The organism is Janthinobacterium sp. SUN100, from assembly GCF_030397705.1.
In the GTDB taxonomy this organism is placed as follows: Bacteria; Pseudomonadota; Gammaproteobacteria; order Burkholderiales; family Burkholderiaceae_D; genus Janthinobacterium; species Janthinobacterium kumbetense.
This window is the reverse complement of sequence record NZ_JAPUBU010000001.1, coordinates 2584443-2608371: the sequence shown is the minus strand read 5'-3', so window position 1 is coordinate 2608371 and position 23929 is coordinate 2584443. Positions and strand designations below refer to the sequence as shown.

The 23929-nt window shown below is 65.4% G+C and carries 10 protein-coding genes; 3 read left to right on the top strand and 7 right to left on the bottom strand.

Annotated features, from left to right (window positions below):
• Nucleotides 1-256: 256 nt before the first annotated feature.
• The gene (locus tag O0881_RS11470; RefSeq protein WP_289911332.1) at nt 257-469 is read right to left on the bottom strand and encodes a hypothetical protein; all 213 of its coding nucleotides are present in this window, start codon (nt 467-469) and stop codon (nt 257-259) included.
• On the opposite strand from O0881_RS11470, the gene O0881_RS11465 reads away from it, so the two are divergent.
• The 3 genes from O0881_RS11465 (at nt 468) to O0881_RS11455 (ending at nt 14597) form a co-directional block, all read left to right on the top strand.
• A complete protein-coding gene (locus tag O0881_RS11465; RefSeq protein ID WP_289911331.1) occupies nt 468-9230 on the top strand; it encodes an SdrD B-like domain-containing protein in 8763 nt (2920 codons plus the stop codon). The two genes, O0881_RS11470 and O0881_RS11465, sit on opposite strands and share 2 nt — an antisense overlap.
• A 176-nt stretch (nt 9231-9406) precedes the next feature.
• Nucleotides 9407-13690 carry an OmpA family protein gene (locus tag O0881_RS11460; protein WP_289911330.1) on the top strand — a complete coding sequence of 1428 codons (4284 nt, stop codon included), beginning with the start codon at nt 9407-9409 and terminating at the stop codon, nt 13688-13690.
• Nucleotides 13691-13856: 166 nt separating this feature from the next.
• A complete protein-coding gene (locus tag O0881_RS11455) occupies nt 13857-14597 on the top strand; it encodes a hypothetical protein (protein WP_289911329.1) in 741 nt (246 codons plus the stop codon).
• A gap of 19 nt (nt 14598-14616) precedes the next feature.
• Here the strand turns inward: O0881_RS11455 and O0881_RS11450 are convergent, their stop codons facing one another.
• The 6 genes from O0881_RS11450 to O0881_RS11425 all read right to left on the bottom strand — a co-directional run bounded on the left by O0881_RS11450 (nt 14617) and on the right by O0881_RS11425 (nt 23801).
• A complete protein-coding gene (locus O0881_RS11450; RefSeq protein WP_289911328.1) occupies nt 14617-15588 on the bottom strand; it encodes a hypothetical protein in 972 nt (323 codons plus the stop codon).
• Nucleotides 15589-15719: 131 nt separating this feature from the next.
• Nucleotides 15720-18836, bottom strand: a complete 3117-nt coding sequence (locus O0881_RS11445) for an efflux RND transporter permease subunit (RefSeq protein WP_289911327.1) — start codon at nt 18834-18836, stop codon at nt 15720-15722.
• 9 nt (nt 18837-18845) lie between these two features.
• The gene (locus O0881_RS11440) at nt 18846-20021 is read right to left on the bottom strand and encodes an efflux RND transporter periplasmic adaptor subunit (RefSeq protein WP_289911326.1); all 1176 of its coding nucleotides are present in this window, start codon (nt 20019-20021) and stop codon (nt 18846-18848) included.
• A gap of 13 nt (nt 20022-20034) precedes the next feature.
• Entirely contained in the window at nt 20035-21450 is a 1416-nt protein-coding gene (locus tag O0881_RS11435; protein WP_289911325.1) for an efflux transporter outer membrane subunit, read from the bottom strand.
• A complete protein-coding gene (locus O0881_RS11430) occupies nt 21447-22175 on the bottom strand; it encodes a CerR family C-terminal domain-containing protein (protein ID WP_289911324.1) in 729 nt (242 codons plus the stop codon). Before O0881_RS11430 ends, O0881_RS11435 begins: the two co-directional genes overlap by 4 nt.
• 264 nt (nt 22176-22439) lie before the next feature.
• A complete protein-coding gene (locus O0881_RS11425) occupies nt 22440-23801 on the bottom strand; it encodes a response regulator (protein WP_099666722.1) in 1362 nt (453 codons plus the stop codon).
• Nucleotides 23802-23929: the final 128 nt, after the last annotated feature.

The window sequence follows — 23929 nt, the reverse complement described above, 5'->3', positions numbered from 1 at the left end:
CAATAAACATTGTCATTTGAATTATTTTTAGTATCACATGGGAAACACTTTTCTTTCTGATATGTACGCTAGAGTACATAGTGGCATATTGAGCGAAATTGGCATCTTTAGCCTCAGTTTCTATCATTTCAAGGGCGTGAAGCCAAAAAACCTGCGGTAGTACCAATTTCAAAAAATAACAAAATAGACACATTTGTTGGCATGAGTGCAAGTGCCTTTGGGTGATTTTTTCATTTCCTTGCTTAATCTCAATTGATTAATTTTTTAATATTTTTATTGCTTGTAAAGCATTAAAAAATGCACCAGAATGTCGCAAATCATCAATGTTGTCATAAATTACACATTGAATATTTGTTGACTTTCGTGCCGCCTTGCCATGTCCGTAGGGTGAAAAAGCAGGTCGTTCGCTGTTTTTTCTGGGCCGGAAGTGCCGTTGCAGCACACCGCACAACCCCCTGACGACTGCCATGCCTATGTCCTCCTTTTTGCGCACTATCTTTTCCTGTCTGATCTCCTGCAAGCGGGGAGGGCCGCGCGGTCTCCTGCAGCGCCTGTTATGGCTGATCGCCTGTTTCTGCACCCTTGGCGCGGCGGGAACGGCGTCGGCGGCGGCAATCGACTTGTCCGTTTCCGCCTACCTGCAGGCGCCGGACCCCGTGCCGCGCGGCGGCAAGGCCAGCTTTTCGGTGGTGGTGACAAACAATGAGGACCTGGTCGATGCGACGGGCACCGTGCGCCTGGCGGTGGAATTGCCCGCCAATGTGAATTTTGCGTCGAGCACGGCGCCGGCCGGTTGCGCCTTCAATCTGGCAGCCAGTCCGCAATTGCTCACTTGCACGCGCAGCGGACTGGGCAAGACCGCGAACTGGACAGTCAATTTCAGCGGCACGGGCTCGGCGGCGTCTGCCGTGGTGACCAAGGCCAGCGTGTCTTTTGTCAACGTGGACACGGACGGCAACAGCTTCAACAACGATTCGATCAAGACGGTCACCGTCATCAAGGGCGCGGACCTGAGCGTCGCCGCCAGCGGCACGACGGGCTTGAGCGGTTGTCCCGCCGCTTGTACGGCAGCGGCCGGCGCAACGGTGGGCTACCGGGTGGACGTGGCGAATGCCGGTCCGGACAGCGCATCGCAATTCAAGGTCACGTACAACTTGCCGGCCAGCGCGGATTTTACCTACGCGTCGGCGTCCGGCACGGGCTGGGCATGCGCCCGTTCGGGCACCGTGCTGACCTGTACCTACAGCGGCGCGGCCATCGGCGTGGGGCAGCAAGCTCCCCCCATCACGATCGGCGGGCGCATCGTCAAGAGCATCGCCGGCACCATCACCAACGGCGCGTCGGTGGCTTCCGGCGACTTGCAGACGGGCGATCCGGAAGACGGCAACAACGGACCGAGCCAGGTCATCGTTACGGTCAAGCCGGGCACCGACCTCGATGCCCGGCAAACCCTGGTGTCGAACGCCAGCGGCCTGAGCTCGTTGACGCAGGGCGAGGCGGTCAGCCTGAACCTGTGGGCCGTCAATAGCGGCACGCAGGACGCCAGCGGCGTCACCGTGAAGACGACGGTGTCCAGCGATTTCACGATCGGCACCTTGCCGGCCGGCTGCGCCAAGGCTGGCCAGACGATCACCTGCAATGTCGGCGCGCTCGCGCTGGGCGCCACCTCTTCCAAGTTCCTGATTCCGCTGACCGTCGCCACCGGCGCGACGGGCGGCGCGAATGTGGTGGACGTGGCACGCAGCGCCCCGCTCGACGGCTTGAACAATCCCGCCTCGGCCACGTACACCATCGTCGCGCCATTCGCCCACCTGACCCTGAGCAAGAGCAAGTCGCCAGGACTGGTCGCGGCCAATGGCCTGATCACCAATACCATCACGGTCACCAATGCGAGCACCTCCACCAGTGCCGCCAGCGGCACCGTGACCGTGACCGATACCTTGTCGCCGCAAGAAAGCTATGTGAGCGCCAGCGGCGCGGGCTGGACGTGCAGCGCGGCGGGACAGCTGGTGACCTGCACCTACACGATCTCCGGCAGCCTGGCGCGCGGCGCGAAACTGCCTGCCCTGATTCTGACCACGCGCGCGCAAGCGGGATTTTCCGGCACCTTGAGCAATACCGCCTGTACCGGCATGGCCGCCGGGTCGGCGCACCAGCCGCCGGACAATGCGAGCACGGGCAATTGCGACACCGCCAGCGTCACGTCGACGCCGTTGAACGTCGACCTGGCCATCGTCAAGACGGCGTCCCTGGTCAGCTTGCCGGCCGCCTCGAATACCTTCAGCTATACCCTGGTGGTCAGCAATGCTGGCCCGGACAGCGCACCGACCGTCAAGGTGGTCGACGCCTTGCCGCACTGGTACAACGGCAGCGGCGGCACCACGGGCGGCAGCGTCGTGCTGGCCGGCAGCGGCGCAGGCGAAAGCTGCAGCTTTGCGTCGACCATCACGTGCACGCTGCTGAACCTGGGCAATGGCGCGTCGCGCACCATCACCATCACGCTTAATCGCCCCTTGAAGGACGGCGCCTTGCTCAATACCGCCACGGTATCGAGCCCGGATGCCATCGACACCGATGCGGCCAATAACAGCTCCGGCGCCACCGTCACCGTGGTGCCGCAGGCCGACGTCGGCGTCACGGCGATGGCCGGTGCGCCAAACCCCGTGCGCGTCGGCGTGCCGCTGGTGTTCACCACCTCGATCCGCAACAATGGCCCCAGCAGCGCGGCCAATGTGGTGCTGCGCCAGGTCATCGATCCAGCCCGCATGGCGTATGTGGCCGGTTCGGCCAGCATCGCGGGCAGCGCCGCGCAATGCACGCTGGTGCCCGCCTTCAGCGGTGCGCCCTATGCGGGACAGGCCGGCATCGAATGCCGGACCTTTGGACTCGGCGATGGCGAGACGCGCCAGCTGATCTTCTCTGTCATCCCCGTGTTCCCGTACCCGGATGCGCTCGACGCGGCCTATGCCAGCAGCGCCACCATCAGCACGACGACCGACGACAGCAACGCGGCCAACAACAGCAACAGCACCACCGTCACCGTGATCAGCAAGGAGCTGGACCTGAGCGTGTCGGCCGTCGATACGGGCTACGAACAGAGCCCGTTCGGCGATGCGCTGGTGTACAAGGTCACCGTGCAAAACAACGGGCCGTCGCTGGCCACCGGCCTGAAACTGGTCGTCACGCCCGTGCCGCCGCCGCAAAACGGCGCGGCCGTGCCGTATACCATGCTGTGGAATGCCGCAGGTACCACCTTGCCGGCCGGCGCCTCGTGCAGCCAGCCGGGCGGCGCGGGCACGAACCTGGTGTGCTACCTGGCCAGCGTGCCCGGCGATAGCACGCTGTCCAGCGGCGCCAGCCGCGTGTTGGGCCTGAAATTCGATACGGGTCCCGTCAGCAATGCGCCGCTGGGATCGATCACCTACAAGATCAACGCCAGCGTCGAATCGCTGGAAACGGGTGCGGCGCCGTTTGCCGGCGACAAGCTGGCGACGAACAACGTGGTGGAAGAAACCACCACCGTGCTGCCGAAGACCGACCTGATGCTGGTGTCGAAAACCGTTTCGCCCGCATCGCCGTTCAGCATCAACCAACCCTTTACCTACACCCTGGTGGTGGGGAATCTGGGTCCCGCCCTGGCGGCCAGCACGGTCGTCACCGACGTGCTGCCGGCCGGCTTCGTGCTGACGGGCGCACCGACGGCACGCCTTGGCTCGGGCGCTTCGCTAACCTTGAACAACTGCGTCAGCAGCGGTTCGCCGGTCACCGTGACCTGCACGCTGGGCGTGCTGCCGATTGCCTCGGGCGCAGCCGACACGGCCAACCTGGTCAGCATCACCATCCCCGTGAAGGCGCCATACCCGGCCTATGCGGGACCGTTCGCCAGCAATATCACGAATACCGCCAGCATCGTGCCGACGCCGGGCACCTCGCGCGATCCGAACGCCGGCAACAACAGTGCCAGCGTCGACGTGCAGATCGTCAAGTCGAGCATCGCCGGCTCCGTGTATAACGATGCGAACCGTAGCAACGGCATGGATGCCGGTGAGAAGATCACCAGCAGCGTGACGTTCTCGCTGTACGGCCAGGATTTCTGGGGCAACGATATCGGCACGGCGGGCGCGCCGCTGACCCTCAGCACCAGCAGCGGCGACTTCCTGTTCGACCGCCTGCCGCGCTCCGCGGCCGGCGGCTACACCCTCGTCGAGACACAGCCGGCCAGCTACGCCGACTTGTTTGAAGTCGCGGGCACGGCCGGTGGCACGCCGCCGCCGGCCAGCTGCGACAACGGCGCCAACTGTTCCGCCAGCGCGGCGCACAACACCATCGGCCAGATCGTGCTGGCGCCGAATACGGCGGCGACGGGCTACCTGTTCCAGGAATACGCGCATGCGGCCATCAGCGGCTACGTGTACGCCGACAAGAACAACAACGGCTTGCGCGAGGCGGGCGAAAATGGCATCGCCGGCGTGCAGGTGAAGCTCTCCGGACTGACCTTCTGGGGCGCCGACGTGTGCGTGGCGATGGGCAGCGCGTGCACGGCCACCACCGACGCCAATGGCAAATACAGCTTCACGAATGTCCCGCCTAGCCGTCTGGGAGAATCCTACACGGTGACCGAACTGGCCCAGCCTGCCGGCCATGCGGATGGCAAGGAGCAGAACGGCGCCGGCAATGTCGTGGCGAACAGCGCAGGACGCGCGGCGCCGGAAGGCATCGTCATCGGCAGCATCGAACCGGGCCTGAGCTACACCGAGCGCAATTTCGGCGAACTGGCGCTGGCGTCGATTGCCGGCAGCGTCTACATGGACAGCAACCGCGATGCGGTGCGCCAGGGTGGCGAAAGCACGGGCGTGGCCGGTGTCACGCTGACCCTGAGCGGCAACGACCATCTCGGTCATCCCGTCTGTCCCGGCATTGCCGTGCCGAGCTGCACCTTCCAGACGGGCGCCGATGGCAGTTACCTGATTGCGGGCCTGGCGCCGAGCGACGCTGCCGGCTATGCCGTGACGGTCACGCCGCCGGCCAGCCTGTATCACACGGGTGCGCAGGCCGGCAGCCTCGGTGGCCTGATCGACGGCGCCGTGCGCGTGCCTGGCACGGGCGTGCCGGGTGCGGCTATCCGGACTGCCGGCGCCATCGTGCTGCTGCCCGGCGTCACGGCGACGGGCTACCATTTCGGCCAGGCGCCAGGCGCGGCTGGGGGCGTGGCGCAGTCGCTGTCCGGTTACGTGTATATCGATGCGAACCGCAACGGCCGCAAGGATGGGGGCGAAACGGGCATCGCCGGCGTGACGGTCACGCTGTCGGGTACCACGGCGGACGGTTTCGACGTCTGCAGCGTGATCGTGCCTGCCTTGTGCACGCTGCAAACGGCGGCTGACGGCGGCTACAGCTTCACGGGCCTGCCGCAAAGCGACGGCAACGGCTATGCCGTGGCTGAAACCCAGCCTGCCGCCTACCTCGATGGCGCGGAAAGCGTGGGCACGGTCAATGGCGTCGCGACAGGCCGCATCGGCGGCAGCGCGCCCCGTTTCGACCAGTTCAGCGGCATCGTGCTGCCGAACGGCGGCAGCGCGCGCGATTACAATTTTGGTGAACTGACGGGCAGCATTGCCGGCAAGGTCTACCTCGACGTGGACGGCAATGGCGCGGCCGGCAGCGGCGACACGCCGCTGGCTGGCGTGACCTTGACGCTGACGGGTGGCGCAGGCGGTCCCGTGACGGTACTGACCGATGCCAACGGCGCCTACCATTTCGACGGCCTGCTCGCCGGTACTTATACCGTGACGCAGACGCAGCCGGTCAATTACGCCGATGCGGCGCAGGCAGCCGGCAATGGCGGCGGTAATGCCAGCGTGGCCAACGTGGTCAGCGCCATCGCGCTGGCGCCGGGCGCGCAATTGACGGGCTACGATTTCGGCGAGAAGACAGGCGCCATCAGCGGCGCCGTCTTCGTCGACGCGAACGACAATGGCGTGCGCGATGCGGGTGAAACCGCGGGCATCGCCGGCGTTACCATCACCCTGACCGGCATCGCCCGCGACGGCGTCACGCCGGTCAACCGCACGGCCATCACGGCCGCCGACGGCAGCTACAGCTTGCGCGACCTGCCGCACGCGAATGCGGCCGGCTACACCTTGGTGGAAACGCAGCCGGCCGCCTATCTGGACGGACGCCAGCGCAAGGGCTTGATCGACGGCGCCGCCTCCTGCGCCAATCCGGCCTGCGACATCGGCACGGCCAATACCATCGCGCGCATTCCATTCGATGCGGCGAAGAGCCATACGCGTTTTGACTTCGGCGAACTGCAGGCGGCGAGCATTTCCGGCCGCGTGTACGGCGATGCGAACGACAGCAGCAGCTACGAGAAGGGCGAAGGCTTGCCGGGCGTGAGCCTGACGCTGAGCGGCATCGACAGCCACGGCAAGCCGGTCAATGTCACCGTCGTCACGGACGCCGATGGCAGCTACACCTTCCCTGGCCTGTATCCATCGGGTCCTGCCGGCTACACGGTCACTGAAACGCAGCCGGCCGGCCTGGGGAATTATCCGGGTGCGACGGGTACCTTTGTCGGCAGCATCAACGGCAAACCGGTCGGTGCCGGCGTGGTGGATGTCGTCAGCGGCATCGTCCTGCCGCCCCAAGGCAATGGCAGCGGCTATGATTTCCGCGAACAGGTGTCGTCGTTGCGGGGTTTCGTGTATCGCGACCTGAACGACAACGGCGCCATGGACGCGGGGGAAGCGGGCATTGCCGACATTGAAATCACTGTGCGCGGCGCGAACGGCTTGACCCGTACGGTGGTGACGGGAAGCGATGGCAGCTACCGCTTCGACGGCCTGCCTGCCGGTACCTACAGCCTGCTGGAAAGCCAGCCTGCCGTGTATCTCGACGGCCGCGAAACGGCCGGCAGCGCCGGCGGCAAGGTGAACAACGCCAGCTTCGGCGCGGCGCCGGAACACAACACGATCGGCGACATCGTGCTGCCGGTGGCGACGCAGGCGAGCGGCTACCTGTTTGGCGAACGCCATATGCTGGGCAAGATCGGCGGCGTGGTATATGCCGACCTGAATAACGACGGCATCCGCAACGATGGCGAGTCAGGCATTGCCGGCGTGACGGTGGTCCTGAGCGGCACGTCCGTCGATGGCAAGCCGGTCAAGCTGAGCGTGCTGACGGGCGCCGACGGCAGCTACCTGTTCGATACGGTGCCGGTCAGCGACGCCGCCGGCTACACTCTGACGGAAACGCAGCCGGCCGCTTATGTGGACGGCAAGACGTCGGTGCTGCCAGGCTCGGTGGGCACGGCCAATGCCAGCAAGCCTGTCGGCGTGGGCAACAAGGATACGATCACCGGCATCAAGCTGGCGGCGGGCGACGACATGCGCGGCTATCTGTTCGGCGAGAAGGGCATCCCGCAATTGAAGCCGCCCATCATCAACGGCTACGTATGGCTGAACCGCGACGGCAGCCGTGTGCGTCCGCTCGACGGCAGCCAGGCTGGCGTGGCTGGCTGGACGGCCGAGCTGCACCAGGAAGGCAAATTGATCTGCCGCGCCATCACGGACGAGAAAGGCTTCTACCAGTTCGACAACCTGCATTGCCCCGGCTACGAGGCGAGTGGCTTGCCGACGGGTTCCGGCTATGCGATCACCTTCCTCAAGGATGGCAACAACATGCCGAATGTGCCCGTGTCGACGGGAGGCGAAGGCGTGGTGGTGCCGGGTGGCAGCCGCATCACCAACCTGACCTTGCGCGACGGCGACCGTGTCGTCGAGCAGAATCTGCCGCTCGATCCGGCCGGTGTGGTGTACGACTCCGTGACGCGCAAGCCGGTGGCTGGCACCGTGGTGTCGATCAGCGGCCCTGCCGGTTTTGACAGCGCCACGCACCTGGTCGGTGGTGTTGCTGAGCAGACGCAAACCGTGGGCAGCGACGGCATGTACCAGTTCCTGCTGCAGAACGGCTTCCCCAGCGGCGTGTATACGCTGAGCGTGGTGGCGCCGACGAATTACCTGCTGGCGCCGTCCGGCAGCCTGCCGGCCTGCAAGGGACCGCTGACGGTGGGCCTGGTGCCGGATCCGGCCTTTATCCAGGCCAGCGAGCTGGCGCCGGCATTGTCGACGAAGATGGAACTCGATCCGAACAACTGCACGGGACTGATCGCCGGAGGCGCCAGGACCACGCAGTATTACCTGAGCTTTGTCATCACGAATGGCGGTTCGGCACCGATCCTGAACAACCATATCCCGCTCGACCCGTTGGGCAGCGACAGCATCATGGTGACGAAGACGACGCCGATGCTGAACGTCACGCGCGGCGACCTGGTGCCGTACACGATCACGGCCAGCAATCCGCAGGCGGCGACCCTGGGCGCGATGGAGGTGCGCGACCTGATACCGGCCGGCTTCAAGTACCGCGTCGGCAGCGCGACCCGCAATGGCGTGCCGGCGGAACCTGTCGTCGATGGCCGCAGCTTGCGCTGGAAGGAAAGCGGTTTCGCGCCGAAGGAGAAGAAGACCTACAAGCTGATGCTGATGGTGGGCAGCGGCGTTGGCGATGGCGAATACGTCAACCAGGCCTGGGCAGCGACGGGCGAGACGCGTATTTCCAACCTGGCTACCGCCACGGTGCGCGTGGTGCCGGATGCCACTTTCGATTGTCCCGACATCATCGGCAAGGTGTTCGACGACCGGAACGCGAATGGCTACCAGGATGACGGCGAGGCGGGGATTGCCGGCGTGCGCATGGCGACGGCGCGCGGCTTGCTGGTGACGACGGATGCGGAAGGACGCTTCCACGTGGCTTGTCCGGCGATTCCGAATGCGGACCGCGGCTCGAACTTCGTCATGAAGCTCGATGACCGCACCCTGCCGAGCGGCTACCGCGTCACGACGGAAAATCCGCGCGATGTGCGCCTGACCCGAGGCAAGGTGGTCAAGCTGAACTTCGGCGCCACCATCCACCGTGTCGTGCGTCTTGAGCTGAGCGACGCCGCATTCGTCGCGGGCGAAACGGCCTTGCAGCCGGAATGGGCCGGACGCATCGAAGGACTGGTGGCCAGCCTGCGCGCCAAGCCATCGGTACTGCGCATCGCGTATGCCGCTGGCGGCGATGCCGCGCTGGCGCAGCGCCGCAGCAAGGCGATCGAAAGCGAGATGCAGGCGCGCTGGCAGGCACTGCAAAACGAATATCCCCTCGTCATCGAGATCGAGGGCGCACAATGAAACCGAAAATGACCATGAACGTTAGCAATCAAGGCACCTTCAAAGCGGCGGCCAGGCCGGCCCCCAAGCGGCTCGTGTATTTGCTCGGCAGCATAGGCTTTGTCTGTCTGGGTGCGCATGCGCAAATGGCAAACGAGCATGCGCTGCGGGGAAAAATGCTAGACCGGAGCCACAGCATGGGTGCGCAGCAGCCCTCGAGCGGCGAGCAGGAGTCGCCAGCTTTCAGCGGCCTGGCGCCGTCTGGCCTGAGCCGCGCCGAGCGCCGCGTGATCCTGGAAGCGGTGCCGCCGGCCACGCCGGCGCAGCAGAGCGTGACCTTCGACGATCTGCTGTCGGGCACCAATTTCGAGTCCGGCCGCGATGTGCTGCTGCCGGCCGCCACGGCCCGGCTTGACGCGCTTGCCGCACGTTTGCGCGGCAAGCAGAAGGTGCGCGTGCAGGTGATCGGGCATACGGACAACCAGCGCATCGCCGCCTGGCTGAAGCCGACTTTCCCGACCAACCAGCATCTGTCGGAGGCGCGTGCGCTGGCCGTCACGGCCTATCTGATGCGTGCACTGGACTTGCCGGCATCGGCCTTTTCCGCCAGCGGCAAGGGCGAGAGCGAAGCGATCGCGTCGAACGCCACGCCGCAAGGCATGGCGCAGAACCGCCGCACGGAAATCCGTGCCTGGTACGAGGAAGCCGTCGAACTGCCGGCTGTCGCCGCCGCACCGCCGAAGCGCATCGAGACGGTGGTGCAGGTCGACGATTGCGCCGTCGCCAGCCAGGTGGACAACCGCGATGCGGCCTTCTCCATCAGCATAGACGGCGTGGTGCAGGACACCGATACGCCGCAGCAGGAGGCGGACCGCCAGCGCTGCGTCGACGTGGCGCTGGAGCGTTCCGACATTCAGGTCAAGTACGACCCCCTGAATGTGGCGCCGGCCTTGAATGTCTGGCTGGCAGCGCCTTATGCGCAGCGCCAGGCGCCTGTGCGTTTTGGCACGTACACCAATTACGCATTTTTCCAGCAGCGCGCCGAGATCCGCATCTTCGCCAAGGGACAGAGCACGCAGGAGCAGCCATTTGCGATTGTGCCCGCGACGATGGGCGAAGCGACGGCCTGGCAGGCACCGGCCGATGCGCCGGAGCAGATCGGCTACCTGCTGCGCGTCTACGACGCAGGCGGCAAGTTCGACGAGACGCGTTTGCAGCCACTGCGCCTGCTCGATGCGGCGCCGCCCGAAGCGCCGGGCAAGAAGGCGGGCGGCGATGCCTTGGCCGGTTGGGGCGAGTCGAGCCTGATCTTGCGCAATATCGATGCATCGGGCGGCAGCGTCACCATCAGCGGCGAGAAGATCAAGCCTGGCCAGCAGGTGACGGCGCTGGGCATGGTCGTGCCGGTCGACGTCAGCGGCAAGTTCGCCATGCGCCAGATCATGCGTCCTGGACCGCATACGGTGGAAGTGGCCGTGAAGGATGGCAGCGGGGCCGGCATGACCTTCCGCCGCAACCTGAATATCGCCGACAGCGACTGGTTCTATGTGGCGCTGGCCGACCTGACCATTGGCCGCGACCGCACCAAGGGACCGGCGGAACTGGTCACGGGCGACACGCAGCACTACCGGAACGAGACCTGGGCCGACGGCCGCGGCGCGTTTTACTTGAAGGGCAAGATCAAGGGCGACTACCTGCTGACGGCCAGCGCCGACACGCGCGAGCAGCCCCTGCGCGACCTGTTCCACAATTTCCAGAGCAAGGACCCGAACTACCTGCTGCGCCGCATCGATCCGGACAAATACTATCCCGTGTACGGCGACGACAGCACCACCGTCGACGATGCGCCTACCCAGGGGCGCTTTTACGTGCGCCTGGAAAAAGGCGATTCGTCCGTCATGTGGGGGAATTTCCAGACCACCTGGAGCGGCTCGGAACTGGCCCAGTACAGCCGCGGCCTGTATGGCGCCAACCTGTTGTGGAATGGCGCCGCCAGCACCAGCCATGGCGAAAAGGCCAGCACGGTCAACGCCTTTGCCGCTTCGCCGGGCACCTTGCAGTCGCGCGAGGAATTTCGCGGCACGGGCGGTTCGCAATACTATCTGCGCCACCTGGACCTGACGCAAGGTTCGGAACGCCTGTGGGTGGAAGTGCGCGACAAGGATTCGGGCCTGGTGATCGAGCGCATCCAGCTGACGCCTTCGCAGGATTATGAAATCAACTACCTGCAGGGACGCCTGACCCTGCGCTCGCCGCTGTCCTCCGTGGCCGATGGCGGCGCGCTGGTGCAAAGCGCCAGCCTGAGCGGCAATCCCGTGTACCTGGTGGCGACGTATGAGTATGTGCCGGGCCTGAGCGCCATTTCCGGCACCTCGGTGGGGGTGCGCGCCAGCCACTGGTTCAACGACCATGTGCGCATCGGGGCCAGCAATTATCACCAGGGCGAACAGGGTTCGGACCAGACCCTCAAGGAGCTGGACCTGACCTTGCGCTACAAGCCGGGTACCTGGATCAAGGCCGAGGCGGCCCGTTCCAGCGGCGACGCCAGCAGCGTGCTCAGTTCATCGAGCGGCGGCTTCGATTTCAACCAGACGACGACGGGCGGCCGCCCTGCCAACGCGAAGCGCTTCGACGGCGCGCTGGACCTGGCCGACCTGGGCGGCGCGGCGCGCGGCCGCATCGCCGCCTACTGGCAGGACCGCGAAGCCGGTTACGCGGGACCGGGCATGCAGACCCTGAACGGCGAGGCCGTGAGGCAAACGGGCCTGGCGGCGACCGTGCCGCTGGGCGAGCGCACGGAAGTGTCGCTGAAGGCGGATGACCGCACGGCCACCAGCCAGGATGCGCGCGCAGTGGAAGCGGCGCTGCGCCACAAGCTCGATGCGGAGTGGGGCGTGTCGGCAGGCCTGCGGCACGACCGCCGCGACAATGCGTTGGGCAGGGACAATGCCAGCGCCATCCTGAGCCAGGATGGCGGGCGCAGCGACGCCGTGCTGCGCGTCGACTATCGCCCATTGCAGGAGGGCCAGCAAGCCCGGGATGGCGCGCTGGAAAAGACGCCGGCGTCGAACATCGTGCCGCAGCAGGGACTGGAAGGCGGCATCACGGGCCAGCTGGTGACGCAGGGCCGCGAGGCAGGCATGGCTGGCGGTCCGCAGTACGGCCCCGACACCACGCTCGCTTCCGGCGTGGCCTCGGCGCGCGTGGCAGGATTGCTGTACGCGCCATGGGACATGTACGGCTTCGTGCAGCATACCTTGTCGCGCAGCGGCAACCGCGCCCTGAATGACCGCGCGGGACTGGGTGGCACTTACCAGGTGAGCGAACGCCTGCGCCTGGGGTCGGAAGCGTCGGGCGGCAGCGGCGGCGTGGGCGGCCAGCTGTTCGGCAACATGCAGATGGATGAACGCAGCAGCGTTTACCTGAACTACCGCGTGGAGACGGAAACGCCGGATGTGAACTACAGCGGCCGCCAGTCCACGCTGACGGCGGGCAGCCGCTACCGCCTGAACGACAAGGCGGGCCTGTTTGCGGAAAGCCGCTGGGGCAATGGCGCGGGGCCGCAAAGCCTGACGCACGCGTTCGGCGTTGACCTGGCGCCTACCGAACGCTGGACCACGGGCATCAAGTTCGAGACGGGCACGCTGTCGAATCCCCTGTCGGGCGACTTGAAGCGCGACGCCATCGGCCTGACGGCGGCATATGCCTACGAGCGGCTGAAATTTTCCAGCGCGCTGGAATTCCGCACGGACCGCACGACGTCGCTGGGGACGGTCGATGGCAGTTGCGCCACCGTGCCGGCTGACGGCGGCTGCACCACGGACGCGAACAGCGAATACCGCAAGGTGTGGCTGACGCGTAATGCGCTGAGCTACCAGCTGGACCGCGATTGGCGCCTGCTGGGCAAGTTCAACCTGTCGCGCAGCAGTTCCACGCGGGGTGCCTTCTACGATGGCGACTACACGGAAGTGGTGACGGGAGCGGCCTATCGCCCGGTCGACAACGACCGCTGGAATACCCTGTTCAAGTACACGTACTTTTACAACCTGCCATCGCCAGGCCAGGTCGACGGCGTCACGGGCGGGGTGCTCGACTATACGCAGAAAAGCCATATCCTGAATGTCGATACGACGTATGACGTGCGGCCATGGCTGTCGGTGGGCGGGAAATTCGGCGTGCGCACGGGCCAGTTGCGCGCGTCGAAGACGCAAGGCGAGTGGTTCTCCAGCCGCGCGGAATTGCTGGTGCTGCGCACCGACTTCCATATCGTCAAGGAGTGGGATGCCCTGATCGAGGGACGCAGGCTGAAGGCGCGCGAGGCGGGCGATGCGCGTGCCGGCGCCCTGGTCGGCGTCTACCGGCATGTGGCGAAGCACGCCAAGATCGGCATCGGCTACAACTTCACGACCTTCTCGGACGATTTGGCGGATTTGTCGTACCGCAGCCGGGGCTGGTTCCTGAACGCCATCAGCACGTTCTGACGCCCATAGGCGCGCCAGGAAAGCAGGACGGTCTCGCGGCTGTCCTGCTTTTTTTTCGCCGTTCGCGTGTCTCCCCGGCGGGCTTGCCGCGGCGGCCGGTGTAATATTGAGCCAGGGAAAGCGGCGGCATGGTGCCAGCGGCTCCCGTCACGAACGAGGTTGTAACATGACGATTTTTGGCATAGGCATCCACATCCTGATCGCGCTGTTTTTTGCGATTCACGTGGTGCGCAACGGGCAGCAGTTGTACTGGCTGCTCATTTTATTCATGTTTCCGCTGCTGGGCAGCGTGGTGTATTTCTTCGCCATCTACCTGCCCAATTCGCGCCTGCCGCAAGGCGCGCGCAAGGTAGCTTCGGTGGCCGTGCAAGTGCTCGATCCGAATCGCGAACTGCGCGAGGCGAAAGCCGCTTTCGAGTACACGCCGACGGCGCAGAACCAGATGCGCCTGGCCAGCGCGCAGCTGGAAGCGGGCGATGCGCAGGAAGCTGCATCGACGTATGAAGCCTGCCTGCAGGGAGCGTTTTCCTCGGATCTGGAAATTCGCCTGGGCGCGGCGTGCGCCTACCTGGAGTGCGGGCGCGGCGCCGAGGCCTTGACGCACCTGGAGTTCATCCGTCGCACGGATATCCATTTCCGTCCCGAGATGGTGTCCCTGCTGACGGCGCGCGCGCTGGCGCAAAGCGGACGCCAGCCTGAGGCGAAGGCGGAATTCGACGATGCGCTGGCGCGCTACAACAGCTTCGAGTGCCGCGCCGAATGCGCGATCTGGGCGCTGCAGCAGGGCGACAAAGTATTGTCGGAACGCCTGCTGTTTGATATCGACAGCGCCATGGCCCGCTGGAGCAGCCATACGCGTGCCATGTATGCGCCGCTGCTGGCGCGCCTGGAGGCGGCGCGCCGCTGATCTTTTGCCGGTGCCTGGTTCAGACGCCAGGCACCGTATTCTTGCCCTCGACCAGTTTGTACCCCTTGCCATCGAAGCCATAGCGCGCGTGGCCGTTCAGGGGCGTGGCGATGCGCGGCGGGTCTACGTCCGGCTTGACCGTGACGCCCGGTTTGATCTTCTCGGAGGCGCCCTTGAAATCGATCAGCAGGTCGTCGTAGGCGCCGCCATTGCGCGCTGCCGCGAAGCGCCACTTGCCGTCGACCATCCAGCACTCGTCCGTGTCAGGCCCGCAGGCGCCCATATTGTCCGAATACAGGTCGATGCCGCCATCGAGCGCCGTTACCTTGCCGTCGCCGATTTCAAACAGGGCCAGCTGCGTGATGGTGTAACCCTGGCCCGTATAGCCATGGCGTATCGCCAGTCCCGGCTTGTTCGCACCCAGCATGACCCAGTGGACTTCGCCCAGCTGTCCCGATGAACCCAGGGTGGCGATGTTTTCCAGGCGTTTCACGACTTGCCACTGGCCGTCTTCCGGCTGGCCCTTGGGCGCCAGGAAAAAGACGTTCAACAGCCCCGGCGAGGCATGCGCCGATTCCGCCGTGCCTTCCGTGTTGGCCGTTTCCGCATTCGCCACCAGGATGGCGCGCCCATCGGGCAGCAGCTTGTGGCTGACGGCGCTGACCACGTAACTGAGTTTGTCGACGTGGTTATCCGGATCGGACAGGTCGGCCAGCGCATCGTCGCTGTCGCTGCGATAGTCCTTGCCGAAGACGGCGCGCATCATGCCCACTTCGAGCTCGCGCGCCTGCGGCGTGTTCATCGCTTCCGTCCTGGGCGCGGTGGCGGCCGGCGGCGGCACGTGTTCGGTCGATGCCGTGTCGGCTGCGGCGGCAGGGACATCTGCTGCCACGTCAACCGCCAGGTCGGCGCTGGCGGGGGCGGTCTTGTCCGAGCAGGCGCCGAGCAGTGCGGATACCAGTAGCAGGACGAGCGGGGTGCGGTAATTCATAGGCAGGGCAGATTGCGTTCATGGAGAATGGGCGCAGTATGCCAGATAGATGGAAGCGAGGGAGCGCGGCCTGGCGGCCGGTCCTTCGCTTCCTTGCCCGCAGGGGGCGATTTTGCAAACGGTGGCGGCGCTTATTTTTCCAGCGCCACCTTGTCATCGCGCCGCAGCGGCGCCTTCTGGCGGCGCAGTCTGGCCATGCCGCGCTTGAGCAGGTGCTCCAGGTCGTCGATGTAGGTGAACACGGCCGGCACCACCAGCAGGCTCAATAAAGTCGACGTGATCAGGCCGCCGATGACGGTAATGGCCATCGGCGAACGGAAGCTGGGGTCGGCGCCCCAGCCCAGCGCCAGCGGCATCATGCCGGCGCCCATGGCGATCGTCGTCATCAAAATGGGCCGGCTGCGCTTGTGGCAGGCGTCGACCAGCGCATCGAAGCGGTTCATGCCAGCCTGGCGCGCCAGGATCGCATAGTCGACCAGCAGGATCGAGTTTTTCGTGACGATCCCCATCAGCATGATCAGGCCGATCATCGACGGCATCGACAGGGCGCTGCCCGTGATCAGCAGGGCCACGAAGGCGCCGCCGATCGACAGCGGCAGCGCCGCCAGGATGGTCACCGGCTGCATGAAGTCCTTGAACAGCAGCACCAGCACGCAGTAGATGCACAACACGCCGATCAGCATGGCCAGGCCGAAGCTGGCGAACAGCGAGGCCATTTCCTGCGCGTCGCCCAGTTCGGCGATCTTCACGGATGGCGGCAGATTCTTCATCGACGGCAGCGCGCGCGCTTCTTCATTCAGTTCGCCCAGGGTGCGCGAACCGAGTTCCACGTCGAGGGTGACGTTGCGGCTGCGGTTCAAACGGTCGATCTGCGCCGGGCCGCTTTCCATCGTCACGGTGGCCACGTTCGCCAGGCGCACGGGACCATTTTTGCCGGGCACCGTCAGGCGCTCGATGGCGGCCAGGTCGGCGCGCACGCTGTTGGGCAGCTTGACGCGGATCGGTACCTGCCGCTCCGGCAGGTTCATCTTCGTCAGGTCCGTATCGTAGTCGCCGGCCGTGGCCACGCGCACGGTCTCGCCGATGGCTGCCGCCGTCACGCCCAGGTCGGCCGCCTTGGCAAAATCAGGGCGCACGATGATTTCCGGGCGCACCAGCGAAGCGCTGGAATTGACGTTGCCGATGCCTTTCAGGCCGCGCAGCTCGCGCTCGACCTTTTGCGCCGCCGCCATCAGCGCCACGGGGTCTTCCGAGCGCAGCACCAGCTGCATCTTGACGCCCGTGTCGGGCGGCCCTACTGTGAAGCGCGCACCGGGTATCGTATCGAGCTTGTGGCGCAGCTGCGTTTCCAGGCCCGCCATCGATTCCTTGCGCTCCGTGCGGTGCACGGTGGTCAGGGTCAGCACGGCGCGGCGTGCTTCGGCTGCCGCGCCGGGGGCGAAGGCGTCGCCGCTGGAGCCGCCGCCAATCGAACTGAAGACGCCCTGGATGCCTGGCGTGCGCATGGCCGCATCGCGCGCCAGGGCCGCCACGGCTTGCGTTTCGCCCAAGGTGGAGCCGGGCGGCAGTTCCAGGTTGATCTGCGTCTGCGCGCGGTCGGCGGCCGGCACGAAGCCCGTCGGCAGCAGCGGCACGAGGGCGATGGCGCCGACAAAGAACAGGGCAGCGGCGATGGCCGTGGTACCGCGGTGGTTCAGGCACCAGCGCATGACGCGCAGGTAGCGCGTCATCAGCCAGCCATCCTGTTCTTCCTTGTGCGGCAGCGGTTTCAATATGTAGGCCGCCATCATCGGCGTGAGCAGGCGCGCCACTACCAGCGAGGCCAGTACGGCCAGTACGGCCGTCCAGCCGAACTGCTTGAAGAACAGGCCGGGAATGCCGCTCATGAAGGCCGTCGGCAGGAATACGGCCACCAGCGCGAAGGTGGTGGCGATCACCGCCATGCCGATTTCGTCGGCCGCTTCCATGGCCGCTTCCATGGGCGACTTGCCCATGCGCAGATGGCGCTCGATGTTTTCGATTTCCACGATGGCGTCGTCGACCAGCACGCCGACCACCAGCGCCAGCGACAGCAGGGTGACGGTGTTGAGCGTGTAGCCGAACCAGTAGATGCCGAGGAAGGCCGGCATCACGGACAGGGGCAGGGCGGCGGCGGCCACCAGGGTGGCGCGCCAGTCGCGCAGGAACCACCACACCACCAGCACGGCCAGCAGCGCGCCTTCGTACAGCAGCTCCATCGAGCCGTCGAAGTTTTCCTCGACGGGGAAGGCATTGTCGATCGACTGCTGCAGCACGACATTCGGGTTTTCCTTCTGCAGGTCGGCGATGGCGTCGCGTGCGCCCTTGGCGACGGCCACTTCGCTGGCACCCTTGGTGCGGAACACTTCAAAGGCGACGACGGTCTTGCCATCCTGCTCGGCCAGCGCGCGCGGTTCGGCGACCGTGTCGCGCACGGTGGCCACCTGGTCCAGGCGCACGTGGCGCCCGTCCGGCAGCGGCACTTCCACGCGCGACAATTCATCGGCCGTCTTGACGGTGGCGATGGTGCGCACCGACTGCTCGGCGCCGCTGATGTCGCCCCGGCCGCCGGGCGCTTCGCGCTGCACCAGGCGCAACTGACGCGAGACGTCGAGGGCCGACACTTTCAAGGCGGCCATGCGCGCCTCGTCGAGTTCCACCTGGATCTCGCGGTAGACGCCGCCCACGCGGGTGACGGCGCCCACGCCGGGCACGGTCAGGAGGCGCTTGGCCACCGTGTTGTCGACGAACCAGGACAGGTCAGGCGCGTCGAGCGGATTGTCGACGCCTGGTTTTGCTGTGGCGATAAAGGTCAGCACCACCCTGCCTGCGGTGGACGCCTTGGTGACGGTGGGGTCGCGCAGCTCGGCCGGCATGTCCGCCTTGACGCGCGCGACGGCGTCGCGCACATCGTTGACGGCTTCGGCGATCTGCTTTTCCAGGATGAATTCGACGGTCACCGTGACGACGCCGTCGAGCACCTTGGTGTAGATGTTTTTCACGCCTTGCAGGGTGGCGACGGAATCTTCGATCTTGCGCGCCACTTCCGTTTCCAACTGGGCTGGCGCGGCGCCGGGCAGCACCGCGCTGACGGTGACGATGGGCAGTTCGATGTCGGGGAAATCCTGTACCGGATTGGCCTTGTAGGCCAGCAAGCCGGCCAGGGTCAGCAGCACGAACAGCATGATGGCCGGGATCGGATTCTTGATCGAGAGGGAGGAAAAATTCATGGTTTTTCCTTATTTTTTCGCTGCGGCCGGCTTGGCAGCCGCTGCGACCGGGGTTGCCACCGGGTTTTGAACATTCCGCACCAGGTCACCGTCATTGAGGAAGCCGGCGCCGCTGACGACGATGGTGGTGTCGGCCGTGATGCCGCCTAAAATCTCGATACGGTCGCTCAGGCGCCGTCCGGCCTGCACCTTGATCTGGCTGACCCGCTGGTCGGCATTCAGGCGGAAGACATAACTGAAGCCATCGCGCACGGCAATCGCCTGCTGCGGCACCGTCAGCGCGCCCGAGGTGCCCAGTTCGAATTCGCCGCTGGCGTACATGCCGGCCTTGAACGGCGCATTGTTGCCGGTGCTTGCCGGCAGGTCGACGTACACGAGGGCCGAACGCGTCTGCGGGTCGACGGTAGGGGCGATCATGCGCACCTTGCCCGTCAAAACGCTGCCATTGGCCGCCTTGACTTGCGCCAGGGTGCCCGCTTTCAGGTTCAGCAGCTCGGTGGCCGTCACTTCGGCGCGCCATTCGAGGCGGCCCTGGCGGATCATGCGGAACAGTTCCGTGCCGGCGCCCACGACGGAGCCGACGGTGGCCGAGCGCGCAGAGATGATGCCGCTGTCGGGCGCCACCACCTGCGTGTATTTCAGGCGCAGCTGCTGCGCCGCCAGCTGCGCCTTGGCGGACGCGATGCGCGCGTTGGCCGTCTGTTCGGCTGTCAGGTACTGGCTGATCTGTTGTGCGCTGATGGCGCCCGTGCTTTGCAGCGAACGGGCGCGCTGCGCGTTGGCGGCGGCTTCCGCGGCATTCGCTTCCGCTTCCAGCACGGCGGCCTTCGCCTGCGCCACGTCGGCATTGACCGTGTCATTCGAGAACACGGCCAGCACCTGGCCGGCGCGCACCACGTCGCCGACATTCACGCGCACATCCGTCAGGCGCAAGCCGTTCGATTCGCTTCCGATGACGGCTTCCTGCCAGGCGGCCACGTTGCCGTTGGCCTTCAGCTTGATGGGCAGGCTGGCCGTCTGCGGCTTGGCCGTGGTGACGGTGAGTGCCGGTTTTTGCGCCGCGTTCTTATCCTTGGCGTCGTCGGCCGCCGTGGAGGACGGGGAATATAGGGTAACACCGGCACCCAGCACAACGCAGAGGGCGGCAAGGGCGAGAGCCATCGGTTTCAAGGTCATTTTTTTCATGTTGTCGTATCCGTCAGGGGGCGTTGTTGGCGATGGCGTTGTTGCTGTTCCAGCCGCCGCCGGCGGCGCGGTACAGCGCTACCCAGGCGGCGCTGCGTTCGCGCTCCAGGTTGACCACGGTGTTTTCGGCGGCCAGGCGCGTGCGGCGCGCGTCTTCCAGTTCGATCAGGCTGGCCAGGCCATTCTTGTAGCGGTCCTCGGTGGCGACAAACGACACGCGGTAGCCTTCCAGGGCCGTTTTCGCGTGGCCGCTGCGCGCGTCCGTGCTGGCCAGGTTGACCAGCGCCTCTTCCACTTCGCGCACGGCCTGGCGCACGCCGGCGCGGTACTTCACCACGGCTTCGTCGTAACGCGCCGTGGCCGCATCGACTTGTGCGCGGCGGGTGCCGCCGTCGAAGATGGGCAGGCTGACGGCCAGCGGTCCGATGCTCCAGGTGCTGGCCGTGATGCTGGTGCCGCCGGCGCGGAGATTGCCCTTGCCGATGGAGCCGGCCAGGCTCAGACGCGGGTAGCGCTGCGCCTGCGCGCCGCGCACTTCGAAGCTGGCGGCCGCCACTTCGCGTTCGGCGCTGTAGATGTCGGGGCGCTGGCCCAGGGTTTGCGCCGGCAGCTCCGCAATCGCCATGGGCGAGGGCAGGATGGCCGGGCTGGCCGCCAGCTTCTCGCGCAGCGACGCTTCCGGTATGGCCGACAGGGCCACCAGCGCCTTGACATTCACGTCGCAGGCGGCGCGCTGTTCGATGGCGCGGCTGGCGCCTTCGGCGGCGCTGGCGCGGGCCAGGGCGGCGTTGGCGGGCGGCTGGAAGCCGGCGCCGGCGCTCAGCTCCGTCAGGCGTGCCGAGTCGCGGCGCGAGACGGCATCCTGTTCGGACACTGCCTGCAGTTGCTGGCAGGTGCGCAAGGCGTAATACTGGTTTGCCACTTCGGCGGCGACCGAGACGCGGGCTTCATGCCAGCCTGCGCGCGCGCTGTCGTAGCGCTCCTGCGCCGCATCGCGCGTAGCGCGGTTGGCGCCGAAGACGTCGATTTCCCACGATGCCTGCAGCGCGGCCTGCGAGGTGGTGCCGCCGAGCTGCGCCGATTGCTGGCTGGTGCGCACCACGCTGCCCGTCGCATCGAGCGCTGGCGCAAGTGCTGCGCCGCTGGCTACCCGGTCCGCGCGCGCCTGCACGATGCGCGTGCGGGCGGCGGCGATGGTGGGGCTGACCTGCTGCGCGTCGGTGATCAATTCCACCAGCAGACCATCGCCCTGGTGTTGCCACCAGCTAGCCAGGTCCGTCAGGCTGCCGTTATGCGGCAGCGGCGCCTGCCACTGCGCGGGTGCGCTGGCGGCCACCGCTGCGGGCGGCCCCTGCAGGGCGCAACCGCCCAGCGCCAGTACGATGCTGGCGGCCAGGACACGTTGAACGGTGCATCGAATAGTCGTCATGCTGGTCTTTCTGCTTGTCGTTGAGCGGTAGGGGTAGAGGGAGGAATGGCCAGGCGCTGGCGCTCCACGTCGGCCATGGCCAGCGCGTAGTCGGTCATGCGCGCCAGCCAGGTGTCGATGGCCTGCGGCGATTCCAGCAGCTGCGGGCGCAAGGTTTGCAGCACTTCCGCACCCACCATGTGTTGCAGGGCCAGCGAAGCGATGGAAAACGCCAGGCGGTGCATATCGTCGCTGTCGTCGGGGGCGCCCAGGTGGCGTGCCAGCACGCGCGTGAGCGCTTCGTGCTCGGGGCGGATGTTCTGGTCGATCTCGCGCGCCCACAGGCCCGTCGGTTCGAGCATCTCGCGGCACCACAGGCGCATGCAGTCGCGCGCGATCTCGCCCTGCTGCATGGGGGCGAGCAGCTGCGCATAAAAGCCTTCCAGGCTTTGGCGCAAGGTGAAATGCGGTTGTTCGTACAGGGCGATATTGTCTTGCGGGTTGGCCGACTGCTGGGCGAAGGCGGCGCGGTACAGGCCCGCCTTGTCGCCAAAATAGTAGCTGATGGCTGCGGCGTTCGTGCCGGCCGCCTGCGCCAGTTCGCGCGTGGACGTCTTGGCGTAGCCCTGCTTGGCAAACAGGCGGATGGCGCTATGCAGCAGGCGCTCGCGCGACTGTTCGCCGTCGGAACGGGGCTTGCGCCCTTCGTCGGCGTGGGAAGTGGGGATGGCGTTTTTTTCAATCATGCCGGAGATTTAATCACATATCTCAAACGATTGATATAACTAAATCGTTTGATTTAGTTAAGGAAAGGTGAAGATGAGGGAAAACGCAGGCAAAAAAAAGCCCGCGGTTGTATTCGCGGGCGTAATCCAATGTTCGGAGAACGAATTGGAGGAGACAGTTCTACTATAGCGCTGAAAATGGTGCGGTGCAATACCGTAGAACTACTGTATTGGTCTGTCCTGGATGGCAAGAAATCAAAATTTCATGCTGCGGCGCACAGAAACTCAGGCCTTGCTGCGCAGGGCCAGTGTAAACGTGCTGCCGGAGCCGTAGTCGCTGTTGAAGAACAGGGCGCCGCCGATGGCGTTGGCCAAGTTCTGGCACAGGTACAGGCCCAGTCCTGCGCCTTCCACGTGGCGCGTGGAGGTGGAATCGAGCTGCGAGAAGGCCTGGAACAGCTTGGCCTGGTCTTCTTCCTTGATGCCGGCGCCGCTGTCGGCAATGCTCATTTCCGTCACCAGCACGCCGTCCTCGTCGCGCTGGGCAAGGCTGATACGCACCGTGCCCTGTTCCGTGAACTTGATGGCGTTGTTGAGCAAGTTGATGAGGATTTGCGTCAATGCGCGGCGGTCCGTGTCGATGATGGCGGGCGGCTGGCCTTCTTCTCCCAGCGCCATTTCCAGGGCCAGGCCCTTTTGCTGGGCCAGGGGGCGCAGGGTGTCGGCCACGTCGGCCATCAGTTCCTGGCAGTGCACGGGTTCGATCGACAGGGTCAGCTTGCCCGCCTCGATCTTGGCCACGTCGAGGATGTCGTTGATCAGCGAGAGCAGATGGCGCGCGCTGGCGCGGATGGTGTTTAGCTGCTTGTCCTGGTCGGACGTCAGGGGGCCTGGCAGTTTCATCAGCAGCGCGCCCGTGAAGCCGATGATGGCGTTGAGCGGCGTGCGCAGTTCGTGCGACATGTTCGCGATGAAGGCCGACTTCATGCGGCTCGCCTCGGCCAGTTCCAGGTTTTTCAGGGCGATTTCGCGGTTGATGGTTTCCAGTTCGGCCGCATGGTGCGCCAGGCGCATGTTCAGCTCGATCACCTGGCGTTCGCGCGCCTGCAGTTCGCCGTTGACCTGTACCGCCTGTTCATACGTGGAAATGAGCAAATCGAGGATTTGCTGGCGCTCCGCATTGATGAAGTGCTTCTGGTCGCCGAGGTACAGGGCGATGCCGATTTCCACATTCTGGTTCTTGCGCAGCTTCTGGTTCATCAGCATGTGACTGATGCGGTTGAGCAGGTAGTCTTCCGCGTAGGGCTTGCGGATGAAATTGTCCGCGCCGCACTCGATGCCGCGGATGATGTCCTTCGGATCGTTGAGCGAGGTGACGAGGATCACGGGGATGTCGCGCAAGGTCGGATCGGACTTGATGGCGCGGCACAGGTCGTAGCCATTCATTTCAGGCATGACGATGTCGGACAGCACCAGGTGCGGCTTGCGCTCGCGGATGGCGGCCAGGGCCAGCTGGCCATTTGCCGCCACGCGCGCGTTATAGTGCAGGGACTGGATCAGGCGGCGCAAGCGCTCCGCCTGGGTCGGGCTATCCTCGACGATCAGGATCTCGATTTCGTCAGGCTTGATTTGGTTGTTGGAGTCCACAGACCTCTCCTAGAATTTCAGTGTGGTGATGCTGGGCGCGGTGAGCGCGCAATATCGACATCGTATGACTATATCGGATTTAGGTCTGCAAAAGTAACTTCCAAGTAACTATTTTGGCCACGGGGAAT

What these genes read in the sequence shown, in the direction of transcription:
- O0881_RS11435 (WP_289911325.1), bottom strand. Translation starts at nt 21,450, where the DNA reads ATGACGACTATTCGATGCACCGTTCAACGTGTCCTGGCCGCCAGCATC.
- O0881_RS11455 (WP_289911329.1), top strand. Translation starts at nt 13,857, where the DNA reads ATGACGATTTTTGGCATAGGCATCCACATCCTGATCGCGCTGTTTTTT.
- O0881_RS11445 (WP_289911327.1), bottom strand. Translation starts at nt 18,836, where the DNA reads ATGAATTTTTCCTCCCTCTCGATCAAGAATCCGATCCCGGCCATCATG.
- O0881_RS11440 (WP_289911326.1), bottom strand. Translation starts at nt 20,021, where the DNA reads ATGAAAAAAATGACCTTGAAACCGATGGCTCTCGCCCTTGCCGCCCTC.
- O0881_RS11450 (WP_289911328.1), bottom strand. Translation starts at nt 15,588, where the DNA reads ATGAATTACCGCACCCCGCTCGTCCTGCTACTGGTATCCGCACTGCTC.
- O0881_RS11430 (WP_289911324.1), bottom strand. Translation starts at nt 22,175, where the DNA reads ATGATTGAAAAAAACGCCATCCCCACTTCCCACGCCGACGAAGGGCGC.
- O0881_RS11465 (WP_289911331.1), top strand. Translation starts at nt 468, where the DNA reads ATGCCTATGTCCTCCTTTTTGCGCACTATCTTTTCCTGTCTGATCTCC.
- O0881_RS11470 (WP_289911332.1), bottom strand. Translation starts at nt 469, where the DNA reads ATGGCAGTCGTCAGGGGGTTGTGCGGTGTGCTGCAACGGCACTTCCGG.
- O0881_RS11460 (WP_289911330.1), top strand. Translation starts at nt 9,407, where the DNA reads ATGGGTGCGCAGCAGCCCTCGAGCGGCGAGCAGGAGTCGCCAGCTTTC.